The 22,145-nt window shown below is 61.1% G+C and carries 21 protein-coding genes; 17 read left to right on the top strand and 4 right to left on the bottom strand.

Annotation, left to right across the window (positions count from 1 at the left end; all coding sequences use genetic code 11):
* Positions 1-58: 58 nt before the first annotated feature.
* Entirely contained in the window at positions 59-1,066 is a 1,008-nt protein-coding gene (locus tag ACM62Q_RS08460) for a CDP-6-deoxy-delta-3,4-glucoseen reductase (RefSeq protein ID WP_415035521.1), read from the bottom strand.
* A 32-nt stretch (positions 1,067-1,098) separates the two neighbouring features.
* Between ACM62Q_RS08460 and ACM62Q_RS08465 the strand changes: the two genes are divergently transcribed.
* From ACM62Q_RS08465 to ACM62Q_RS08510, 10 genes are all read left to right on the top strand, one after another.
* A complete protein-coding gene (locus tag ACM62Q_RS08465; protein WP_415035523.1) occupies positions 1,099-1,998 on the top strand; it encodes an NAD-dependent epimerase/dehydratase family protein in 900 nt (299 codons plus the stop codon).
* Positions 1,986-2,402: a CopD family protein gene (locus tag ACM62Q_RS08470; protein ID WP_415035525.1), complete on the top strand. Its 417-nt coding sequence runs from the start codon at positions 1,986-1,988 to the stop codon at positions 2,400-2,402. Before ACM62Q_RS08465 ends, ACM62Q_RS08470 begins: the two co-directional genes overlap by 13 nt.
* On the top strand, positions 2,402-3,547 hold the full coding sequence (locus ACM62Q_RS08475; RefSeq protein ID WP_415035560.1) for a THUMP domain-containing class I SAM-dependent RNA methyltransferase: 1,146 nt from the start codon (positions 2,402-2,404) through the stop codon (positions 3,545-3,547). The genes ACM62Q_RS08470 and ACM62Q_RS08475 overlap by 1 nt, the downstream gene beginning before the upstream one ends.
* 105 nt (positions 3,548-3,652) lie before the next feature.
* A complete protein-coding gene (locus ACM62Q_RS08480) occupies positions 3,653-4,948 on the top strand; it encodes an acetyl-CoA hydrolase/transferase family protein (protein WP_415035527.1) in 1,296 nt (431 codons plus the stop codon).
* Between the two features lie 169 nt (positions 4,949-5,117).
* Complete coding sequence (locus tag ACM62Q_RS08485; protein WP_415035529.1) at positions 5,118-5,471, top strand: hypothetical protein; 354 nt, start codon at positions 5,118-5,120, stop codon at positions 5,469-5,471.
* An 11-nt stretch (positions 5,472-5,482) separates the two neighbouring features.
* Positions 5,483-6,007 (top strand): glycine zipper family protein, encoded by a 525-nt coding sequence (locus tag ACM62Q_RS08490; protein WP_415035531.1) that lies wholly within the window; start codon positions 5,483-5,485, stop codon positions 6,005-6,007.
* Positions 6,008-6,144: 137 nt separating this feature from the next.
* On the top strand, positions 6,145-6,933 hold the full coding sequence (locus tag ACM62Q_RS08495) for a biotin--[acetyl-CoA-carboxylase] ligase (protein WP_415035533.1): 789 nt from the start codon (positions 6,145-6,147) through the stop codon (positions 6,931-6,933).
* A complete protein-coding gene (locus ACM62Q_RS08500) occupies positions 6,930-7,661 on the top strand; it encodes a type III pantothenate kinase (RefSeq protein ID WP_415035535.1) in 732 nt (243 codons plus the stop codon). Before ACM62Q_RS08495 ends, ACM62Q_RS08500 begins: the two co-directional genes overlap by 4 nt.
* A gap of 5 nt (positions 7,662-7,666) precedes the next feature.
* The gene (locus tag ACM62Q_RS08505) at positions 7,667-8,971 is read left to right on the top strand and encodes an HD-GYP domain-containing protein (RefSeq protein WP_415035537.1); all 1,305 of its coding nucleotides are present in this window, start codon (positions 7,667-7,669) and stop codon (positions 8,969-8,971) included.
* Positions 8,964-10,670, top strand: a complete 1,707-nt coding sequence (locus tag ACM62Q_RS08510; protein WP_415035539.1) for a putative bifunctional diguanylate cyclase/phosphodiesterase — start codon at positions 8,964-8,966, stop codon at positions 10,668-10,670. The genes ACM62Q_RS08505 and ACM62Q_RS08510 overlap by 8 nt, the downstream gene beginning before the upstream one ends.
* A gap of 23 nt (positions 10,671-10,693) precedes the next feature.
* Here ACM62Q_RS08510 and ACM62Q_RS08515 read toward each other — a convergent pair whose 3' ends face one another.
* Complete coding sequence (locus ACM62Q_RS08515; RefSeq protein WP_415035541.1) at positions 10,694-12,151, bottom strand: NAD-dependent succinate-semialdehyde dehydrogenase; 1,458 nt, start codon at positions 12,149-12,151, stop codon at positions 10,694-10,696.
* Positions 12,152-12,209: 58 nt separating this feature from the next.
* Here ACM62Q_RS08515 and ACM62Q_RS08520 point away from each other — a divergent pair, with 58 nt between their 5' ends.
* The 5 genes from ACM62Q_RS08520 to ACM62Q_RS08540 all read left to right on the top strand — a co-directional run bounded on the left by ACM62Q_RS08520 (position 12,210) and on the right by ACM62Q_RS08540 (position 18,416).
* Complete coding sequence (locus ACM62Q_RS08520; RefSeq protein WP_415035543.1) at positions 12,210-12,710, top strand: C40 family peptidase; 501 nt, start codon at positions 12,210-12,212, stop codon at positions 12,708-12,710.
* Between the two features lie 124 nt (positions 12,711-12,834).
* Positions 12,835-13,932 carry an efflux RND transporter periplasmic adaptor subunit gene (locus ACM62Q_RS08525; RefSeq protein WP_415035545.1) on the top strand — a complete coding sequence of 366 codons (1,098 nt, stop codon included), beginning with the start codon at positions 12,835-12,837 and terminating at the stop codon, positions 13,930-13,932.
* 17 nt (positions 13,933-13,949) lie between these two features.
* The gene (locus ACM62Q_RS08530; protein WP_415035546.1) at positions 13,950-17,084 is read left to right on the top strand and encodes an efflux RND transporter permease subunit; all 3,135 of its coding nucleotides are present in this window, start codon (positions 13,950-13,952) and stop codon (positions 17,082-17,084) included.
* Between the two features lie 61 nt (positions 17,085-17,145).
* Positions 17,146-17,784 (top strand): BglII/BstYI family type II restriction endonuclease, encoded by a 639-nt coding sequence (locus tag ACM62Q_RS08535; protein ID WP_415035548.1) that lies wholly within the window; start codon positions 17,146-17,148, stop codon positions 17,782-17,784.
* Entirely contained in the window at positions 17,781-18,416 is a 636-nt protein-coding gene (locus ACM62Q_RS08540) for an MT-A70 family methyltransferase (RefSeq protein ID WP_415035550.1), read from the top strand. Before ACM62Q_RS08535 ends, ACM62Q_RS08540 begins: the two co-directional genes overlap by 4 nt.
* Before the next feature lie 70 nt (positions 18,417-18,486).
* Here ACM62Q_RS08540 and ACM62Q_RS08545 read toward each other — a convergent pair whose 3' ends face one another.
* Positions 18,487-18,948 (bottom strand): DUF4124 domain-containing protein, encoded by a 462-nt coding sequence (locus ACM62Q_RS08545; RefSeq protein ID WP_415035552.1) that lies wholly within the window; start codon positions 18,946-18,948, stop codon positions 18,487-18,489.
* A gap of 281 nt (positions 18,949-19,229) precedes the next feature.
* Positions 19,230-20,645, bottom strand: a complete 1,416-nt coding sequence (glnA, locus tag ACM62Q_RS08550; RefSeq protein ID WP_415035554.1) for a type I glutamate--ammonia ligase — start codon at positions 20,643-20,645, stop codon at positions 19,230-19,232.
* 200 nt (positions 20,646-20,845) lie between these two features.
* Between glnA and ACM62Q_RS08555 the strand changes: the two genes are divergently transcribed.
* Together ACM62Q_RS08555 and ACM62Q_RS08560 are read left to right on the top strand one after the other, a co-directional pair.
* On the top strand, positions 20,846-21,418 hold the full coding sequence (locus tag ACM62Q_RS08555; RefSeq protein ID WP_415035556.1) for a DOMON-like domain-containing protein: 573 nt from the start codon (positions 20,846-20,848) through the stop codon (positions 21,416-21,418).
* Positions 21,415-22,145, top strand: a 731-nt coding sequence (locus ACM62Q_RS08560) for an exo-beta-N-acetylmuramidase NamZ domain-containing protein (RefSeq protein ID WP_415035558.1), incomplete at its 3' end; no start/stop codon positions are given. The genes ACM62Q_RS08555 and ACM62Q_RS08560, both read left to right, overlap by 4 nt.

The raw sequence follows: 22,145 nt of genomic DNA on the forward strand, positions 1-22,145 counted from the left end.
CGTGAATACCCCAGGCTCAAAACCTGTGGCGAATCAGTGGCTAAAATCAGTGGCTAAATCACGCGGCGGCGAAGGTGAAGGCATCGGCAAAAAACTGGTTTTCCGGCAAGGCGCACTGATTGATGCAGTCGCGCCGGGCGGCATCGATCATGGCCGGCGCGCCGCAAGCGTAGACCTGGTGGCCGGATAAATCAGGGAAATCGTTAAGAACGGCGTGATGCACGAAACCGCTACGCCCGTTCCAGGCGTCTTCGGGCAAGGCGTCGGAAAGCACCGGGATATAGCGAATGTGCGCATGCTCGGCGGCCCATTGGCTGGCCAGCGCGTGCTGATACAAATCGATCGGGCGGCGTGCGCCCCAATAGATATACAGCGGCGTACTTTCCTGCGTGCGCAGGCTGTGCTCGACGATGGCCTTGATCGGCGCAAAGCCGGTGCCGCCGGCGAGCAGGATGAGCGGTTTGCGCTCCGGGTTCTGCACATAAAAGCCGCCGTGCGGGCCGGAGAAACGCAAGATGTCGCGGACTTTGGCATTGGCAAACAGCGCTTCGGTGAAAAAACCGCCCGGCACATGGCGGATGTGCAATTCCAGCAGCTCTGCCGCACCCGGCGCATTGGCCAGCGAAAAACTGCGTTTGCGTCCGTCTTTGAGCAAAATATCGATGTACTGCCCGGCGTGAAAGGCCAGTGTCTCGTTGGCGGGCAGGCGTAGCTGCAAGATGAGCACGTCGGGCGCGGATTTTTCCAGTTTTTCGATGCGCGCGGGCAAGGTTTTGACCGGCAGGGCATCGCTACTGCGCAATTGCGCGCACTCCAGCGTGACAGCAGAGCGTGCTTGAGCGCAGCAAAAGAGGGTCAAGCCGGCGGCCTCGTCGGCGGCGCTGCGCTGGGCCTTGCCATGTTCGACCAAGCCCTCCAGCACCTTGCCCTTGCAGGCTCCGCAGGCACCGTCGCGGCAGCCGTGGGGCATGTGCAGGCCTTGGCGCAAGGCGGCATCGAGCAGGGATTCATCGGCTTCGGCCTGGTACTGGCGGCCACTGGGTTGAACGGTGATCTGGTAGGCCATGCTGACTCCTGGGTGTCGGCTACAATGCCGGCGTGCAAAAAATCCTGATTGTCGGCAGCGGGGACGTTGCCCGCCGCATCCTCTGTCAATTACCGCGCGCCTGCCGCGTGTATGCCTTGGTGCGCGATGCCGCTGCGGCTGCGCTCTGGCGTGCGGCCGGAGCAGTGCCGATCCAGGGTGACCTCGATCAGCCGGAAAGCCTTGCTCGTTTGGGCGGTTTGGCCGATATCGTCCTGCACCTTGCGCCGCCCGCCGCACAAGGTGAGCAGGACAGCCGCAGCCGGCATCTGCTGAGCTGCCTGTCGCGCGCGGCGAGTCTACCACGCACGCTGATCTACGTGAGTACAACCGGGGTTTATGGCGATTGTGGCGGAGCCTGGATCGATGAAACGCGCCCGCGCGCGGCACAAAATCTGCGCGCCAAGCGCCGGGTCGATGCCGAAAATGCATTGCGCCTCTGGGGGCGACGTAACGGCGTGCGCGTCAGCATTTTGCGCGCGCCGGGCATTTATGCCAAAGAACGTCTGCCACGGGCGCGCCTCGAACAAGCGATGCCGGCGCTCTTGGCCGAAGAGGATGTCTACTCCAACCACATTCACGCCGAGGACCTTGCCGCCGCGTGTGTGGCCGCCCTGCGCCGAGGTCGGCCGGGGCGGGCTTATAACGTGGTCGATGATAGTCATCTGAAAATGGCCGACTATTTTGACCGTGTCGCCGCCGCCTTGGATTTGCCCGCGCCGCCGCGCTTGGCGCGCCCGGCCTTGCAAAAAGTGCTGACGCCGCTGCAACTGTCTTTCATGCGCGAATCGCGGCGCATTCATAATCACCGCCTGAAAAACGAATTGCGCCTGCGTCTGCGCTATCCCACCGTGGATGCCGCGCTGGCCGAAATCGTCGGCCTATCGCCTCGGAGAGAAGCATGCTCATCTTGAAAACCCTGCACATCTGGATGGTCGTCTCCTGGTTTGCCGGCCTTTTTTATTTGCCGCGTATTTACGTCAACCTTGCCATGGTGCCGGTCGACAGCCAGGCGGAATACGAGCGCCTGTTGCTGATGGCCGGCAAACTCTTCAAATTCATGACGCCGCTCGCGGTGCTGACGGTGGTGAGTGGCCTGTGGCTGTGGTTGGGCTATGGTTTTTCCGGCGGCTGGCTGCACGTCAAGACGACCCTGGTCGCCGCGCTCGCCGTCTACCATGCCTATTGCGCCCGGTTGTTGCAGGCTTTTCGCACTCGCCAAAATCAAAAATCACACGTCTGGTTTCGATTTTTCAATGAAATTCCGGTACTGATTTTGCTGGCGGTGATTTTCCTCGTCGTTTTGAAACCTTTTTGATCATGAACAAATATTTCGCGATTTGCCCGCGTGGCTTGGAAACCCTGTTGCAGGACGAGCTTGCCGCACTCGGCGCGGCAGAACTGAAAACCACCCACGGCGGCGTGCATTTTTCCGGCGATTGGGCGCTGTGCTACCGGGCCAATCTGGAATCGCGCCTGGCGACGCGGGTGCTCTGGCATCTCGTCACCGGCCCCTATACGCGCGAGGATGACATTTACCGGCTGGCGGTGCGTCAGTTGTGGCCCAATCATTTTTCCGTTGCCAACACCTTCCGGGTGGTGACGACGGCCATCAAATGTCCTTTGAAATCGCTCGATTTCGTGACGCTGCGCGTAAAAGATGCGGTGTGCGACCGCTTCCGCGAAGACCTTGGCGAGCGGCCCAATGTCGACACCCGTCATGCGGATGTCAGCGTGCATGTGTTTTTAAGCGAAAACACCTGCACCCTGTATCTCGACACCTCAGGCCTGCCCTTGTGGCAGCGCGGTTTTCGCCGAGCCAGCGTGGATGCGCCGGTCAAGGAAAATCTGGCGGCCGGTATTTTGCGACTGAGCGGCTGGCAACCCGGTACCCCCTTGATCGATCCCATGTGCGGCAGCGGCACGTTTTTGCTCGAAGCGGTGCAAATCGCGCTCGACCGCGCGCCGGGGCTGGATCGCCATTTCGCCTTCGAGCGCCTGAAAAAATTCGACAACGAAAGCTGGCTGGCGATTCGTGCCGCCGCCTTGGCGCGCGTCAAGCAGCCGGAATCGCTGGCCATCAGCGGCAGCGATCAGGACGAGCGGGCGGTGCGCGCCGCCCGGCGCAATCTGGAAGAGGCCGGTTTCAGCGCTTGGGTGCGGGTGGAACAGGCCGATTTGCTCGAACTGGCGGCCCCGGCGCAGGCAGGTACCTTGATCGCTAATCCGCCCTATGGCGAACGCCTGGGCGAAGCGGAAGCATTGGCGGCGTTTTACCCCAAATTGGGCAGTGCGCTGAAAAAACGCTGGGCGGGCTGGAATTGTTTTTTCTTTACTGCCGATTTACGCCTGCCGAAATTGATGGGCCTTAAACCCAGTCGCAAAACACCGCTTTACAATGGCCCGCTGGAGTGCCGGCTGTTTGAAATTCGGGTGGTCGCGGGGAGCAATCGCAAGGCGTGAATGCTGCGCTGCGTCATAAAAGAGGTTTGATTCATATTGTTTTTCTATAGACAATGTCGCCCGGCATTTCGTCACATTTCGAAGAAAAAAGCTCAGGAGAACTTTATGTCCGTGCAGTCTATGTATCAAGCGAAGCGCATGTCGGCGGCCGACGCCGTCCAGTTCGTCCGTAACGGCGATACCATCGTTGTCCCCACCGGCGTGGCGGAACCCCCGGCGCTCTTGCACGCGCTCTCCGATGTGCGCCATAAATTGCACGGTGTCGTCATTTCGCAGATTTTGCCGCTGCGCAAGTACGCCTATATCGATCCGGCCACGGTCGAAAACATCCGCCACAGCGCCTACTTCTACGGTGGTGCCACGCGTCCGGGCGGCCAGGAAGGCTGGGTCGATTACGTGCCCGCCTACTTCAGCGAACTGCCGGTGCTGATCAAGCGCGGCCTGACCCCCTCCGAAGTCGTTTTCGCCATGGTCTCGCCAATGGACGAACACGGTTACTTCTCCCTTTCGCTCGGCCCGGATTACACCATGGCGGCCGTGGAAAAAGCCCGCGCCGTGGTGCTCGAAGTCAACCCCAACGTGCCGTTTGCCTATGGCAACTGTCACATTCACATTTCGCAGGTGGCGGCGCTCACCGAGAGCAATGATCCTTTGTTCGAAGTCGGTCTGCCCAAGATTGGCCCGGTGCAAGAGGCCATCGGTGCGCATGTGGCAGAAATGATTCCGGACGGTGCCACCCTGCAAATCGGTTACGGCGGCATTCCCGATGCCGTAGTCATGCAGCTCACCAACAAGCACAACCTCGGCGTACATACCGAGATGGTGGGCGACGGCATCATGAGCCTGGTCGAAGCCGGGGTGATCGACAACAGCCGCAAGAACATCAACCGCGGCAAAATGCTCGCCACCTTCGCCCTGGGCTCGAAAAAACTGTACGACTTCATTCACCGCAATCCAGCGGTTGAAATGCACCCGGTCGATTACACCAACGACCCTTGTCTGGCCGGTCAGAACGACAATCTGCACTGTATCAATGCCACCATGCAAATCGATTTCATCGGCCAGTGCGGTTCGGAAACCCTGGGTTGGAAGCCTTATTCCGGTACCGGCGGCCAGGCCGATTTCGTGCGCGCGGCCAACCGCTCCAACGGCGGCAAAGCATTCATCGTGTTGCCGTCTACCGCCAAGGACGACACCATTTCCCGCATCGTGCCGACCCTGACCCCGGGCACCCATGTCACGACGAGCAAGAACGACATCAACTACGTTGTCACCGAGTTTGGTGTCGCCCAGCTGCGCGGCAAAACCGCCAAACAGCGCTGCGAAGCGCTGATCGCCATCGCCCATCCCAACTTCCGCGCCGAACTGCGCGAGCAGGCGAAGAAGATGAATCTGCTTTGATTCGTGCGGGCACGCTAGAAAAAACCGGAGCAGCGCTGCTCCGGTTTTTTTGTCTTCATTTTTACGCCCTGTGGTGGCTGGCAAAAACGTAACAGCTTGTAGCAATTTTTCGCTGTTGCTGGGGGGCTGCCTGCTCTATCCTCGAGCAAAGGTTTGCCGAGAGGATGTGATGAAACCCCGTTACCTGTTTTGCGTGCTGCTGGCCTGCTGTCTCGCCGGGCAAAGCGCCTGGGCGCATGGGCCGCGTGCGCGCGTTGGTGTTTACTACGGCATTGGCTGGAATCCTTTCTGGTATCCCTCGCCCTGGCCGTATTACCCCCCGCCGGTGATTGTTGCGCCGCCGCCGGCACCGCCGCCGGTCTATGTTGAGCAGGTAAAACCTGCTGCGGCAAGCGCCGAGTATTGGTATTACTGCCGTGCGCAAGCCGCCTATTACCCGGTGGCGAAAGATTGCCCGGAAGCCTGGATACCCGTTTTGTCCGAGCCGCTGTTACCTGAACCTTTGCCTTCCCCCAAACCTTGAAAGGATTTGCGATGCGCCTTTCCCCTGTGTTTTGTCTGTTGCCTGCGGTGGTTGTGCTGGCAGCCTGTTCCACCGTACCGACCGGGCCGTCGGTCATGGTTTTGCCCGGTACGGGCGTGAGCTTGGAGCGTTTTCGCGCCGATGAGGCCTGGTGTCGGGAAGATGCTTTGCGCATGATCGGCGGCGAAGCGGCCAATGAGCGGCAGCGTCAATCGACGATCAATTCCGCGGCCGTTGCTACGGCAATCGGTACGGTGGCCGGTTTGGCGATTGGCGGCAGCGGGCGTGGTGCGGCGGTGGGTGCGGGTGTTGGTTTGATCGCTGGCAGCGCTTCTGGCAATGAGGCCGGGCGGCAATCGGGTGTCGGCACGCAGCGGCAATACGATAACGCTTATATTCAGTGCATGTATGCGCAGGGGCATCGCGTACCGGTGGCGGGTAATTTCAGCCAAGAAGCGCCGCTGCGCAGCCGCGATGCGAGCATTCCGCCACCACCACCGGGGCGTCCGCCGGCACCGCCGCCGGGTGTGCGCTGAAGTACCGCTGAATCGATCGTTCAGGCCCGATAAGGCTCGGCATTTGTTCGTTTAGTGTTGCTCAATGCCCCGGGCTGAAGGGCGGTAGCCAGTCGGTTGCTGCCTTCGTACGGCAGGACGATAGTAGAATGCCGCCCATGTCGTTTATTGATCTTGCTCAGTTAAAAGAACGCCTTGGCCCCTTGGCCGGGCGTTTTGACGTTGACGCCCTGGATGAGTGCGATTCCACCAACAGCGAGTTGCTGCGTCGTGCCGCGGGCGGCGCGCCTTCCGGTAGCACGGTGGTGGCGCAACGTCAGCTGGCTGGTCGTGGCCGGCGCGGGCGTAACTGGATTTCGCAGCCGCAGGACAGTCTGACCTTTTCCCTGCTCTGGCGTTTGCCGTCGGGTCAGCCGCCCAGCGGCCTGTCGCTGGCAGTCGGCCTGGCCCTGCTGGAGGCTTTGCAGGCGCAAGGCGCGCAGCATTTGGCCCTGAAGTGGCCGAATGATTTGTTGTATCTGCGCGCGGGAGAATCAGCCAAGCTCGCCGGGATTTTGATCGAGCTCTCGAGCGATGCGCGCGGCATGCTCGCCTGCATCGGCATCGGGCTTAACTTGCGCGCACCGAGCGGGGATTTTGCTTCGCCAGTGGCGGGCCTGGACGAAACCCTGCCGGCTTTGCCGCCGGCGCATGCCTTGCTGGCGAGTATTTTGCGGGCTTTGGCGCAGCGTCTGGATACGTTCACCCAGGCCGGATTTGCCCCCTTGCAGGCGGACTGGATGCGCCATCACGCCTGGCAGGACAGCCCGGTGAATTTGCTGGCCGACGGAGCGCTCGAAATCAGCGGCTTGTGTCGGGGTGTCGATGCCGACGGGGCTTTGCTGCTGGAGACTGGCGAAGGTTTGCAGCGCATTCTGGCCGGCGATTTGAGTCTGCGCCGCGCATGATTCTGTGTCTGGACAGCGGCAACAGCCAGGTCAAATATGGCGTGCTGGCAAGCAGCGGAGCAGCCGATTGGCTGTGTTGCGGCAGCCTTGCCCACACGGCGCTTGGGCGTTTGGCGGAGCATCTGGCGGCCTACCCCGCGGTGCGCCATATCGTTTGCGCCAATGTGGCCGGCGCGGCGGCCTTGGCGCGTTTGCGCGACGCTTTGCGGTTTCTGTCGGCGACCTGGCACGAAGTGCGCTCCGGTGCGATGGCGGCGGGTGTGCGTAACGCTTATGCGGAGCCCCTGCAACTGGGTGTCGATCGTTGGTGCGCCTTGATTGGTGCGCGCCATGCGCAGCCGGGCAAATTACTGGTGGTGATGGCCGGCACGGCAACGACGATAGATGCCTTGACGGCAGAAGGTGAATTTTGCGGCGGCCACATCTTGCCCGGCCAGCGCTTGATGCGCCAGGCTTTGGCCCGCGATACCGCCGCCTTGCCGCTGGCGGAGGGGGCGTATAGGGCGTGGCCGCAAACGACCCAGGATGCTATCGAAAGCGGCACGCTGCTGGCGCAGATTGGAGCCATTGAGTGCGCCTGGGCGGCCTGGCCGGACAGCGTTTGTTTGCTCTCGGGCGGAGCGAGCCGCCGCCTGGCTGCCTATTTTTCGCGCCCGGTGCGCCAGATCGACAACCTGCCTTTACTCGGTTTGCGCCAGTTGGCGCGCCTGGAATTACGGCTGGACTGAGCGAGATGGAAATCATCCCTGTTGCCGCCCTGAAAATCGGCATGTTCATCGTTGAGCCGGACTGTCCCTGGACAGAATTCAATTTCGCGCTGCAAGGCTTTGTCATCAGTACGCCAGAGCAGATCGATATTTTTGCCGGCAAATGCCGCTTCGTGCACATCGATCGCAGCCGTTCGCGCCTGGATCAATATGTTGCCGCCAAACCCCAAGAAAGCGGCCATCGCCTACGCGCTCAGGCTTTGGGCGGCGCGCCGGAGGAGGCTTCTGCGCCGCCTCGCCGACTGACTCCGCGCGCCGCGCACCTTGAAGCGCAGGGGCTGCGCCGCCGTCGGTTTTTGCATTATCTGCACAAACAAGACGATGCCGATGCGCTGGCTTTACGCCGGGAAATCGCGCAGGTCGAGCCGCGTTATGAAGCTTTGCAAAATGCTCTGCAAACGACCTTCCAGCGTGCGGCGGCGGAACAGGGTTTTGATTTTGCGCAGTTGCGTGAAGGGGTGCGCGATCTTTCCGGCAGTTTGCGGCGTAATCCCGATGCCTTGATGTGGTTGCTGCGCTTGAAAACCGTCGATGACTACAGTTTCGATCACGCCATGGAAGTGGCGGTGCACGCCTTGTTGCTGGGCAATCACCTTGGCTGGCGCGGCACGCCCTTGCTTGAACTGGGGGTGGCCGCGTTGTTGCAGGACGTGGGGAAAACGCAGATTCCAGCGGCCGTGCTCAATAAGCGTGAGCCGCTCGATGCCGCAGAACGTCAGCAGATCGATGCGCACGTTGCGGCCTCGCTGGAATTGTTGCTGCGCCAGGCGGATTTTCCCGTCAGCGTTTTGCAGACGATCAGCCGTCACCACGAGCGCTGGGACGGCAGCGGCTACCCCAAGGGTTTGCGTTTCGAGGAGATCGGGCTGGCGGGGGAAATTCTCGGTTTGGCGGATTCCTTCTGCGCCCTGTTGAGCGAGCGTCCCTATCGTTTGGCGACCGGCCACCAGCCGGCGCTGGAAATGCTTTTTGCCCAGCGCGGCAAAAAATTCAATCCGGTATTGATTGAGCAATTCGTGCAGTGTGTCGGCCTTTATCCGGTGGGCAGTCTGGTCGAACTGGAAAGCGGCGAGGTGGCGGTGGTCATCGTGCAAAATCGTGTGCAGCGGGCGCGCCCGCGGATCGTGATTTTGCTGGCGGCGGATAAATCCGTGTTGCGCAGTTACCATTCGCTCGATTTACGCGATCTGCAACACGCCGAGGTACGCATACGCAAAGCCTTGCCGCACGGTGCTTACAATCTTTCCCGCGAGGCTTATTTCCTTGGCTGAAAAATCCGCACCCACCGCCGCACCCACAAGCGCACCGGCCATGGCACCGCTCCTCGATCTCGAGGCCTATGCGCTGGTGGCGGACGATCTTGCCAGTGTGCAGGGTTTATCCGATTTATGGCGGCGCGCGTTGGCAGCCCATCGCGATGCGGCGCAGGGCGATCTGGTTTTGCTCGAGTTTCTCGTGGTGGCCGAAAAGCTGCCGCAGTGTCTGGCCGATGCGCCGTGGCAAGGCGAGTGGCTGGCAGGCTGGCAGCGCTTGATCAATCGAGGTTATGCGCAAGCCGATTTGTTTCGTCTGTTTTTTGGCATCGTGGCGCAGTGCGAACAGGAGTTGTTGGGGGATAAAGCCAGCGTCAGCCGAATCATCATCCGCTTATTTACCTGTTTGCGGCGGGCGGTGCTGGCGGCAGTCATCGGGGTGGTCGATTTACAGGCCGAGCTCAGCGCTGGGCAGGGCGAATTGCCGGGCGAACTGGTGGCCCTGCGCCGGGTGCGCGAAGCCTTGGCGACGGGTGAGTTATGCGGTTTGCTCTCGGTCAGCGCAGCCAATCGGGAAGCCTTGACCGGTTTGCCGGCAGCGGATTTGCAGCAGATGCCGCAACTTCTGGCCGAGCTCATCGCCGCCCGTCTGCGCCCGCAAGACCAGATTTTTGCTGGGCGCGACAATGAATGGCTCGTCCTGCTCAACAGCTTGCAAACGCCGGCCCAGGCCATGTTGGCGGCGACCCAGATCAGCCGTGCATTTGCCAATCCCGTTACGCTGTTGAGCGGACGGCAGCTTCCCGTGCAGGCCACGATAGGTTGTGCGCTGTTGCCAGAACATGCGGATGACGCCGAAAACGCCCTGAAAGCGGCACGCCTGGCGCGTTGGCAGGCGCGGCAGGAAAAACAAAGCACGGCGTGGTATGTGCCGGAACTGGGCGAGCGCTGGCAGGCGCGCGAACGCCTGCATGCACCTTTGCAAGAGGCCCTGGCACAAGACAAATTGATGCTCTACCTGCAGCCGCAAGTCGATCTGAGTGACGGCCGCTGTATCGACGCGGAGCTTTTGCTGCGCTGGCAACATGCCGGAAAATTCATCGCGCCGCCCGATATCATCGCCTTGATCGAAAGTAACGGCTGGCGCATGCCCTATACCGATTGGTTGCTGCGCACGGCCCTGCGGATGCTGAGCGAGCTCGATGCGGCGGACATCCCCATCGGCCTGTCGCTCAATCTCACCGCCGCCGACATGCTCGATGTCGATTTGCCCGAGTTGTTGGCGCAATATCTCGCCACCTGGCGCGTGTCGGGCGCTCGTCTGACCCTGGAATTGACCGAATCGGCGCTCCTGCACGACCGCGAGCTGGGTTTGTCGAACATGGCGCGTCTGCGCGCTCTGGGCTGCCGGCTGGCGCTCGATGATTTTGGCACGGGCTATTCTTCGCTCAGTTATCTGGTGAGTTTGCCGGTGCAGGAAATCAAGATCGACCGCTCTTTTGTCATTGCCATGGAAAAAAGCCCCGATGCCCGCCGTATCGTGCGCACCATCGTCGATCTGGCGAGCGATCTGGACATGCTGCCGATTGCCGAAGGCGTGGAAAACGAAACGGCACACGCTGCGGTAGCGGCGCTGGGCTGTCAGGTCGGGCAGGGTTATCTCTACGCCAAACCCATGCCGCTCGCCGATTTTATCGCTTGGTACCGGGCGCGCTGAATGCCAAACCGTAGCGAGCGGTTTTAGCCGTCGATGGCCAGGCAAAGGTATTTCACTTCCAGATATTCCTCGATGCCGTATTTCGAGCCTTCGCGGCCGATACCGGATTGCTTGATGCCGCCAAAGGGGGCAACTTCGTTGGAAATCATGCCGGTGTTGATGCCGACCATGCCGTATTCCAGCGCCTCGCCCACGCGCCAGGCGCGGCCGAGGTCGCGGGTGTAGAGATAAGCGGCCAGCCCGAATTCGGTGGCATTGGCCAGCGTAATCGCCGCCTCTTCGCCGCTGAAACGGAACAAAGGCGCGAGCGGGCCGAAGCTTTCTTCGCGCGCCACCTGCATGGCCGGGGTTACCTCGGTGAGCACGGTCGGCTGATAAAAATAGCCGCCCCGCGCATGCGGCGCGCCTCCGCAGCGTAGTGTTGCACCTTTTTCCAGCGCGTCAGCGACGTGAGATTCGAGTTTATGCAAGGCTGCGGCGTTGATCAGCGGGCCTTGTTGCACACCCGGCTCATCGCCCGCGCCGACCTGTAGTGCGGCCACCCGCGCCGCCAACTTTTCAGCGAAAGCCTCATAAATACTGTCTTCCACCAGAAAACGATTGACGCAGACGCAGGTCTGCCCGGTGTTGCGGTATTTTGCCGCGACGGCGCCCTCGACCGCGGCGTCCAGATCGGCATCGGCAAAAACGATGAAAGGCGCGTTGCCGCCCAGTTCCAGTGAGAGTTTTTTGATGCTCGGCGCGCACTGCGCCATGAGTTGGCGGCCGACGGCGGTGGAGCCGGTGAAGGAGAGCTTGCGCACCGTCGGATTGGCGCACAGTTCGCCGCCAATCGCCTGCGGATTGCCGCTGATCACGTTGAGAACGCCTGCCGGAATGCCGGCTTCGTCGGCCAGCGCCGCCAGTGCCAGCGCAGTGAGCGGAGTGGCTTCTGCCGGCTTGACCACTGCCGTGCAGCCGGCTGCCAGGGCGGGAGCGATTTTGCGGGTAATCATGGCGAGCGGAAAATTCCACGGCGTGATCGCCGCACAAACGCCAATCGCCTGTTTGATGGTCAGCACGCGGGTATGGGCGAGCGGGCTGGGAATGGTTTCGCCATAGGTGCGCTTGCCTTCTTCCGCAAACCATTCGATGAAAGAGGCACCGTAAGCCACTTCGCCGCGTGCTTCAAGCAGCGGTTTGCCGCATTCGGCAGTAATCAGGCGAGCGAGATCCTCGCTGTTGGCGGTAATCAGACGAAACCACTGCTGCAAGATCTGGGCGCGAATTTTGGCCGGGCGGGCGCGCCAGTCGGCCAGAGCGTCTGCCGCCGCAGCGATGGCGCGTCGGGTTTCGGGTGCGCCGCAGCAGGCAACCTGGGCGAGCTGCGCGCCGCTGGCCGGATTGCGCACTTCGAGCAGAGCGCCGTCGTCGGCAGCGATCCACTGGCCGCCGAGGTAATTTTGCGTACGCCACAGACTAGGGTTTTGTAGCTCGATCATTTTGAAAAATCCTGAAAAAACGGTAAGTTACGATTGGTTTTTAGAAATCGGGTGAAGAATGCGTCCCTACCCTTTATTGCTTGGTCTTGCATTGGCGCTCATTTTGGCGGCCTGCAGCGGCCCTGTGCCGCGCGCCCCGGGTGGGGAGGAAACTATACCCCAGAGCCGCCGCCTGGGCAGTCCGGCTGGCGCGGATGTGGCGCTCTACGCGCTGACCTTGATCGACACCGGCTATCGCTTTGGCGGTAAAAACCCGCAAGCCGGTCTCGATTGCAGTGGCATGGTCAGCTATGTATTCGGCCAGGCCGCCGGTCTGAAAGTCAGCGGCAGTGCCGCCGATATTGCGCGTCGTGGCCGCCCGGTCGGCCGGCACGAATTGCGCGCCGGCGACCTGGTGTTCTTCAATACCCTGAACCGCCCTTTTTCGCACGTCGGTATTTACATCGGTGACAACCGTTTCATTCACGCCCCGTCCACCAACGGCGCGGTGCGTGTCGAGCAAATGGACAACCGCTATTTCGCCCAGCGCTACGAAGCGGCGCGCAGCTTGCTGGATTGATCGTATCCCTGAGGCTGCTTTGAACTATCGGCCTGCAGATCTTGGCCAATCCCTTGCTCTGGCGCATTGCTTTGCGCACCGGCTCTCATAGATAATCGAACGCTTCTTTTTATTGGCTTGCGGCATGTCGGTTTTATCTCCTTTTGCGCAGTGTCTTAAAGTTGTCGCGCTGCTTGCCGGCGTCTTGCTGGCGGCCTGTCAGCCCGCGCCGGAAAATGGCGTGGCAAAGCGGGCGGTGCTGGTGCAGGCGGCGCTGCCGGCGGCGGGAAACGGGGCGGTGTTGACGGGAGAAGTCCGGGCGCGCCACGAGGTCGATTTGGCCTTTCGCGTCGGCGGCAAGATACTGCGCCGTTTCGTTGATGTCGGGCAGAGCGTACGCGCCGCAGAGGTGCTGGCCGAACTCGATCCGGCCGATTTGCAGCTGGCGGCGAGTGCCGCAGCGGCGCAACGGGCGGCAGCGGAAAGCGACCTGGCGACGGCGAGCGCCGAGCGCCAACGTTATGCGGATTTGCTGGCGAAAAAATTTGTCAGCCAAGCCGCTTTCGATGCCCGTGATAACGCCTATAACGCGGCCCAGGCACGCCTGACGCAAGCACGTTCGCAGAGTCAGCTGAGCGCCAATCAAGCCGCTTACGGTGTGTTGACGAGTGGTTTTCCGGCGGTGGTCAGCAGCGTTTTGGCGGATGCCGGCCAAGTCGTGGCCGCCGGGCAGCCGGTGCTGCGTGTGGCGCGCCCGGAAGAAAAGGAAGTGTTGGTGGCGGTGCCGGAGAGCCGTTTGGCCGAAGTGCGCGCTGCGCCGGAGTTTGTCGTGCATCTGTGGGTGGACCCGCAAACCGCCCTGCGCGGGCAGCTGCGCGAACTGGCCAGTGTGGCCGATGCACAAACGCGCACGTACGCCGCCCGCATCCGTTTGATCGATCCGCCGCCCACGGTCAGCCTGGGCATGACGGCGCGGGTCAGTTTGGCCGGCGCGGCGGGCAGCGGCGTGCTGGTGCCGCTTGCCGCGGTGGGCAACAGCGGGCAAGGTAGTTTCGTCTGGGTGGAAAAGGCAGGGCGTTTGCAGCGGCGCAGCGTGCAGGTGACGGCGTTTCGGGACGATGGCGCGGTGCTCGGCGAAGGGCTGGCGGTGGGCGAACAAGTGGCCATTGCCGGCATCAACCTCCTGAGTGAGGGCCTGGAAATCGAAGCGCGCCTGGCCCCCGAGCCGGCGGCGCAGCGCTGAATCCGCGGCGAGCGACGGTGAATTCTCGTTTCAACCTTTCTGACTGGACCCTGCACCACCGCACCCTGGTGGGCTATTTCATGTTCGCCATTGCCCTCATGGGGGTGTTTGCCTATGGTCGGTTGGGACAGGCGGAAGACCCGCAATTCACCTTCAAGGTGATGGTGATCCGCACCCTGTGGCCGGGGGCGACGGCCAATCAGATGACGCAGCAGGTGACGGAGCGCATCGAGAAAAAGCTGCAGGACATGGCCGAACTCGACCGGGTGCAAAGCTATACCCGGGCCGGCGAATCGACGGTGATGTTTTTTGCCAAGGAGAGTTTGCGCTCGCAGGCGATGCCGGAAACTTTTTATCAGGTGCGCAAACGCATCGGCGATTTGCGCGCGAGCTTGCCGCCAGACGTAATCGGGCCGTTTTTCAATGATGAATTCGGCGATGTTTTTGGCAACATTTTTGCGCTGACCGGCGAAGGCCTGAGCCAGCCCTTGTTGAAAGACCAGGCCGAGCGTATCCGCGATGAATTGCGCCGGGTTCCCAGTGTCAGCAAGGTGGAAATTTTCGGTTTGCAAGACGAGAAAATTTACGTCGATCTGGCCAATGCCAAGCTGGCGACTTTGGGGATCAGTCCGGCCAGCATCGCCCAGGCGCTGGCGCAGCAAAACGCCTTGAGCGGGGCTGGTTTTTTTGAAATGCACGACGAGCGCATCGCCTTGCGCCCCAATGGTGCGTTTGACGGTGTGGAGGCCGTGGCGGCAACTTTGCTGCGCATCAATGGGCGCAGCATCCGCCTGGGTGATGTGGCCAAGGTGACACGCGGTTTGAGCGATCCGCCCGCGCCTTTGGTGCGTTACAACAATCGGGCGGCGCTGGCGATTGGTGTGGCCATGGCACCGGGCGGCGACATCATTGCCTTGGGCAAGGCCCTCGACAAACGCTTGCAGACGATTCGCAAGGGGTTACCGGTCGGCGTGGAGATTGAAGAAGCGATCAGCCAACCGATTGCCGTCAGCCGCTCCATCGACGCTTTCGTCATGGCGCTGGCGGAAGCGGTGATCGTCGTGCTGGCGGTGACTTTCCTCAGCCTGGGCATGCGTACCGGCATGGTGGTGGCAATTTCCATTCCACTCGTCTTGGCGGCGACTTTTCTCGGCATGCACCTGATGGGCGTGGGCCTGCACAAGGTGTCGCTGGGCGCGCTGGTGTTGGCGCTGGGGCTTCTGGTCGATGATGCGATCATCGCGGTTGAAATGATGTGGGTGAAGATGGAGCAGGGTTGGGAGCGCACGCGCGCCGCGTCTTTTGCTTTCATCAGTACGGCGGGGCCGATGCTCTCCGGCACCCTGGTGACGGTGGCCGGCTTCATTCCGATTGCCATTGCCCGTTCGGCGACTGGGGAATACGCCTTTTCTTTCTTTCAAATCAATGCCTTGGCTTTGTTGATTTCCTGGTTGGCGGCGGTGATGGCGATTCCTTGGTTGGGATATAAATTGCTTCCTGACCCGCGCGCGCCGCGCCCGCCCCAGCGTTTTCCTCGTCTCTTTCGCCTTGCGCAGCGCTTGGGCTTGGGCGGTGTCGAGCCGGCCGAGGATCACGATGTTTACGGCACGCCGTTTTATCAGCGTTTTCGCCGTGCCGTCGCCTGGTGCGTGGCCCATCGTTGGAAGGTGATCGCCGCAACGGCTCTGGCTTTCGTGCTTTCCATTGTCGGCATGGGCCATGTGCAGCAGCAGTTTTTCCCCAATTCCACCCGACTGGAACTCAACGTCGAGTTGCGTTTGCAAGAAGGCGCCTCTTTGCTCGCGACGCAGCGCTCGGTGGCCGAGCTGGAAGAATGGCTGCGTGCCGACCAGGCAGCACACGCCGACATCAGCCACTACATCGCCTGGGTGGGCAGCGGCGTGCCGCGTTATTTTCTTGGCCTGGATCAGCAACTGCCGGCCGCCAATCTCGGGCAATTCGTGATCGTGACGCCGGGCATCGCGGCGCGTGAGGCGCTGCGTCAGCGCTTGATCGATTTTTACGCGGCGCATCCGGCCGGCGTGCGCGCCAATGTGGCGCGTATCGAAAATGGCCCGCCCGTCGGCTACCCCGTGCAATACCGCGTATCGGGTGAAAACAGCGAACAGTTACGGGCGATCGCCGAGCGTATCGCCGCCCACATGCGGACTGATGCGCGCTTGTCCAACATCAACTTTGATTGGTACGAGTTGAGTAAAACCCTGCGCATCGACATTGACCAGGAGAAGGCGCGCTTATTGGGGGTTTCCAGTCAGGATGTCGCCCAGTTGCTCGCCATGTCTTTGCAGGGCCACGCCACTACGACCGTGCGCGAGGGCGACAAACGGGTCGATGTGGTGTTGCGCGCCGCTGCGGAAACGCGCCTGCATCCGGAGCAGCTGGCCGCCCTGATGTTGCCTGCCGCAGGCGGAAAAAGTGTGCCCCTGGGGCAACTTGCGTACATTACCCCGGTGTTCGAGCCGGGTTTGATCTGGCGGCGTGACCGCGTGCCGACGATTACCGTGCGCGGCAACCTCTATGGTGAAACGCAGCCAGCAACGGTGGTGGCGGCACTCAATGCCGGCATCGAGGCGATTCGCGCCGAATTACCGGCGGGTTACGCCATCGTTCCCGGCGGTACGGTGGAAGAGTCGGCCAAGGGCGGCGGCTCGGTGGCGGAAGGGCTGCCGGTTTTCGTGCTGGCGGTGATCACCATTTTGATGATTCAGCTGCAAAACGTTTCGCGCGTCATCATGGTATTGCTCACCGCGCCTTTGGGCATCATCGGTGTCGTGCTGTTTTTGCTGGTAACCGGCAAGCCCTTCGGCTTCATGGCGCTGTTGGGGACGATTGCGCTATTTGGCATGGTCATGCGCAACTCGGTGATTTTGGTCGACCAGATCGAGCAAGACCTCGCCGCCGGCAAAGCGCGTTCCGATGCCATTGTCGAATCCACCGTGCGCCGCCTGCGGCCGATCGCCTTGACTGCCGCAGCCGCCGTACTCGCCATGGTGCCTTTGTCGCGCAATGATTTCTTCGGCCCGATGGCGATTGCCATCATGGGGGGCTTGATCATCGCCACCGCGCTCACCCTGTTTTTCTTGCCGGCGCTTTACGCCGCCTGGTACAAGGTGGGGCGAGCGGGACGATAAACCAGGGCCGGGTTTCTACCCTTGCATTGCCGAATCCAGTGCCGAAAGGTATCCTCAGCGGATGCCTTTGACCGACTATCTTCCTGCCGAATTTCTCGAACTTTACGAGGTTCACAATTACCGTCACGCAGCAGAAGTGCTTGCTACCGGCTGCCCGGAAGATTTTAAGGAACTGGTTACTGCCTTGAGTCAGTTCCGCATTACGACGGCGGATATTCTTGCCAAAGGCGGCAATGAATCCCAAATTCCCAAGCGCTTGTCTTCTTTGCTGCGTCCACTGTCCTGGTATGAAACACGCATCCGTGGTGATCTCGTTGTCACTGTTGAAACACACGCCCAAGGCGGAAAAGAAACCGTCGAAACCCGTATCGATGATTTCATCGACGGGCACAAGGTCGATTTCGTGAAAAACCGCGTTGCATTCGATCTAGAATGGAACAGCAAGGATCAGACCTTCGACCGCGATCTTTATGCTTTTCGTGCATTTCACGAAGCAGGTGTCATCAGTGCTGCCGTCCTGCTTACACGCAGCGCCGATCTCAATGAGGTTTTCAGACAGCTTAAAATCATGCCCAAGTACGGCGCAAGCACGACGTGGATGGGAAAGTTGCTGTATCGCATGAAGGCAGGAAGAAATGGTGGTTGCCCGGTACTCGTGCTGGGTATTACCCAAAAATTGATCGAGGACTGGCCGCAATGACCCCATCGCAAGATCTATTGAACAAAACCAAGGGCGCGCGTTTTGCCACCATCCTGGCAGACCCGCCATGGCAATTTCAGAACAAGACCGGAAAAGTCGCTCCAGAGCACAAACGTCTGAATCGCTACAACACCATGACGCTGGAAGAGATTTGTGCGCTTCCTTTGGCGAGCATCTGTGCGGATACCGCCCATCTTTACCTTTGGGTGCCAAATGCTTTGCTGCCCGAAGGTTTGCAAGTCATGGCGGCTTGGGGCTTCCAATACAAGGCCAACCTCATCTGGCACAAAGTGCGTAAGGATGGCGGCCCAGACGGACGTGGGGTCGGCTTTTATTTTCGCAATACCACTGAAATCATTTTGTTTGGCGTGCGTGGAAAAAATGCCCGCACTCTTGCCCCAGGCAGGAGTCAGGTCAATATCATCCGTACGATGAAGCGCGAACATTCGCGTAAACCCGATGAGCAATACGGAATCATCGAAGCGTGCAGCCCAGGCCCGTTCCTTGAGCTTTTTGGACGCGGGTTGCGTGAAGGTTGGACGACGTGGGGTAATCAGGCCGAGGAATATTCGCCCACCTGGCCCACCTATGCCAACCATTCACAGTCTCACCTTATCTCTACGGTGCCCTGAAGGCAGCCTCACCAAGGCGGTGAGAGAATGCAGCGGATGCTACGTCAGCCGCAAACTACGTGCGGACGTCTTAGCGCAGATTACCCAGTTCTTTTTGAATGGCCTGCACATTGCGCTCGTGTTGCGCGATGCGTTCGCGGTAGGGGGTGAGTTGTTCGGGGGTGGCGTGCTTGCTTTCTTGCTCGCCGAGCTCTTTTTTCGCTTGTTCCAGTTTCTTTTGTTCGCCGCCCAGTTCCTGTTCAAGAATGTGGCGGCGGTCGCCGTCGCGGGCTTTTTGGGTGTCGTCTTGCACGCGCGGAAAGCTTGCCGGGGTGGGAGTGGCGCTGGCGCGCGCCTTGGGGGCGGGCAGGGTGTTGTGTTGATCTACCGCAATGGCCTGGCAGTCTTTATTGACGCGGCTGCTGGAAATGAGGACACCGCCATTGGCATCGGTGCAGCGGTAGATCGATTGGGCTTGGGCGGTCAGCGGCAGCATGGCGCAGGAAAGAGCAAATAGCGTCGCGGACAAGGGGGAAAGCGGTGTGTGGGTCATGGCTTTGTGTCACTGTCATGTTCCGGGGTGGGCGGCCAGTGTACCGGAGTCTGCGGGGCGTGGACCAAAAAAGGGAGGCAGGCCTCCCTTTTTTACAAACGATTACCGGCCAAATGCCTGGCAGCCTGTCGGACTTGACCGAGTCGGCTGCAAAAAGTGGGGAGACGGTTCATTTTTCCCCGTGTTTCTGCGCGAATAGAACAACTATTCGCTTGAAACCCGTGAAAAACTGTCCTCGTCTCCCACATTTTTCGCTGCGACACATCAAATCCGACAGGCTGCTAGCAGCTGTAGTACATCTCGTATTCGATCGGATGCGTGGTCATGTTCAAGCGGGTGACTTCGCCGCGTTTGAGGGTGATGTAGGCATCGATCCAATCTTTTGAGAAAACGCCGCCGCGGGTCAGGAAATCGTGGTCTGCGGCGAGCGCGTTCAAGGCTTCGTCGAGCGAGGCGCAGACGGTGGGGGTCTTGGCATCTTCTTCCGGCGGCAGGTCATAGAGATTTTTGTCGGCCGGATCGCCGGGGTGAATCTTGTTTTGTACGCCGTCCAGACCGGCCATGAGCAGGGCCGCAAAGCACAGATAGGGGTTGGCGGCGGGATCGGGAAAGCGGGTTTCGACGCGGCGCGCCTTGGTCGAGGCGACGAAGGGAATGCGGATCGAGGCGGAGCGGTTCTTGGCCGAGTAGGCGAGCTTGACCGGGGCCTCGAAATGCGGCACCAGACGCTTGTAGGAGTTGGTGGCCGGGTTGGTAATGGCGTTCAGCGCCTTGGCGTGTTTGATGATGCCGCCGATGTAGTGGAGCGCAAGTTCCGAGAGCCCGGCGTAACCGTCGCCGGCAAAGAGGTTTTTGCCGTCTTTCCAGATCGATTGGTGCACGTGCATGCCGGAGCCGCTATCGCCGACGATGGGTTTGGGCATGAAGGTGGCGGTTTTGCCGTACTGGTGGGCGATGTTGTGCACCACGTATTTGAGAATCTGCGTCCAGTCGGCGCGCTGCACCAGGGTGGAAAACTTGGTGCCGATCTCGCATTGTCCGGCGCTGGCGGTTTCATGGTGATGCACTTCGACTGGCACGCCAAGTGCCTCCAGCGTCAGCACCATGGCGGAACGGATGTCGTGCAGGCTGTCGACCGGCGGTACCGGGAAATAGCCGCCCTTGACGCTGGGCCGGTGGCCGCTGGCGCCCATGCCGTTGTTTTTTTCGCCGGAGCCCCAGGCGGCTTCGTGCGAGTGGATTTTCAGATTGCAGCCGGACATGTCGACGGCCCATTCAACGCCATCGAAAATGAAGAATTCGGGTTCCGGGCCAAAGAAGGCGGTGTCGCCCAGGCCGGAGGATTTCAGATAGGCTTCCGCACGTTTGGCGATGGAGCGCGGGTCGCGGTCGTAGCCGCGGCCATCGGCCGGATCAACCACGTCGCAGGTCAGCACCAGGGTGGTTTCGTCGTAGAAAGGATCGAGGTAAGCGGTGTTGGCATCCGGCATCATCACCATGTCGGATGCTTGCACGCCTTTCCAGCCGGCGATCGAGGAGCCGTCGAAGGGGTGGCCGGTTTCAAAAAACTCTTCATCGAAAGCCGTCGCCGGCACGGTGACGTGCTGTTCCTTGCCGCGGGTATCGGTAAAACGGAAATCGACGAATTTGACGTCGTTTTCCTCGATCATCTTCATGACATCGTGCGGGCTGCCCATCGTGCTACGCTCTCCAAAAAATCGCCGGCCCGCGGTGCCGGCAAATGTGCGGGTGCAGTATTTTGCCACAGGGCCGCTGGCGTGCTGCGCCGTTCTGTGCATCCTTCCATTTTTCCCCGCGCTGGTTTCCTGCCGCGCCGGGCGGGTTCCCGGGGTAAAGTAGCGGCCATTTCCTGTGCCTTCAGCCTTTCGCTATTTTCGTGATTCTCCACTCCCTCCACTGTCATCCGGACGATACGCCGCCAGATCTGAGCGTCGGCGTGCAGGCGGCGCGCACGCCTGCCGGCGATCTGCGCCTGATTTACCACATTCAGGGCGCGCAGCATCTAATCGTGCCGCCGCTATCTCCCGCGCCCGGCCCGCGTGACAATCTGTGGCAGCATACCTGCTGCGAAGCCTTCATCGGCGCGGCGCAGGGGACGGTGGATGCGACAGATACGGCAGATACGGCAGATACGGCAGATACGACCTACCGCGAATTCAATTTTTCCCCCTCGGGTGACTGGGCGGCCTATGCCTTCATCGCCTATCGGGAGCGCAAGGCCGACTGGCCGCTCAGCGCCGCGCCGCGTATCAGCACGGGCCAAAGTGCCGCCGCTTTCCTGCTCAGCGCCGAAATTCCCCGCGCCCTGCTACCCGCGGCCCCCTGGCGTCTGGGCCTGACTTTTGTCGCCGAAGCCCTGGATGCCAGCAAAAGCCACTGGGCGCTGGCCCATGCCGCCGCCCGACCCGATTTTCACCTTGCCGCCAGCTTCACGCTGCTCCTGCCATGACTGCTTCCCCTCTTTTTGGTATTGACCGTTTTCTTGCCGATCCTGCGCTTCGCGCTCCGCTGGCGGGGCGCCGGGTGGCGCTGCTCGCCCATCCGGCCTCCGTCACCGCCGACCTCACGCACAGCCTGGACGCGCTGGCCGCCCTGCCCGACATCAGGCTCACCGCCGCTTTCGGCCCGCAGCACGGCATCAAGGGCGACAAGCAGGACAACATGGTGGAAACGGCGGATTTCATTGATCCGCAATACGCCATTCCGGTCTTCAGCCTGTACGGCGAAGTGCGCCGCCCGAGCGCCGCGATGCTGGATAGCTTCGACGTGCTGCTGGTCGATCTGCAAGACCTCGGCTGCCGCATCTATACCTTCATCACTACCCTGCGCTACGTGCTGGAAGCCGCGGCGAGTTCTGGCAAAGGCGGGGGCAAGGCGGTGTGGGTGTTGGATCGCCCCAATCCAGCAGGCCGCCCGGTGGAAGGCTTCACCCTGCGCCCCGGCTGGGAAAGTTTCGTCGGGGCCGGGCCGCTGCCGATGCGCCACGGCCTGACGCTGGGCGAACTCGGTCACTGGTTCATCCACCACCTGCAACTTGACGTCGATTACCGCGTGATCGAAATGCAGGGCTGGCAACCGGACGCCGCGCCCGGTTACGGTTGGCCGCTCGGCGAGCGCGCCTGGATCAATCCCAGCCCGAACGCGCCGAATCTGTCGATGGCCCGCGCCTACGCCGG

Source organism: Azonexus sp., assembly GCF_047638095.1.
Taxonomy (GTDB): Bacteria; Pseudomonadota; Gammaproteobacteria; order Burkholderiales; family Rhodocyclaceae; genus Azonexus.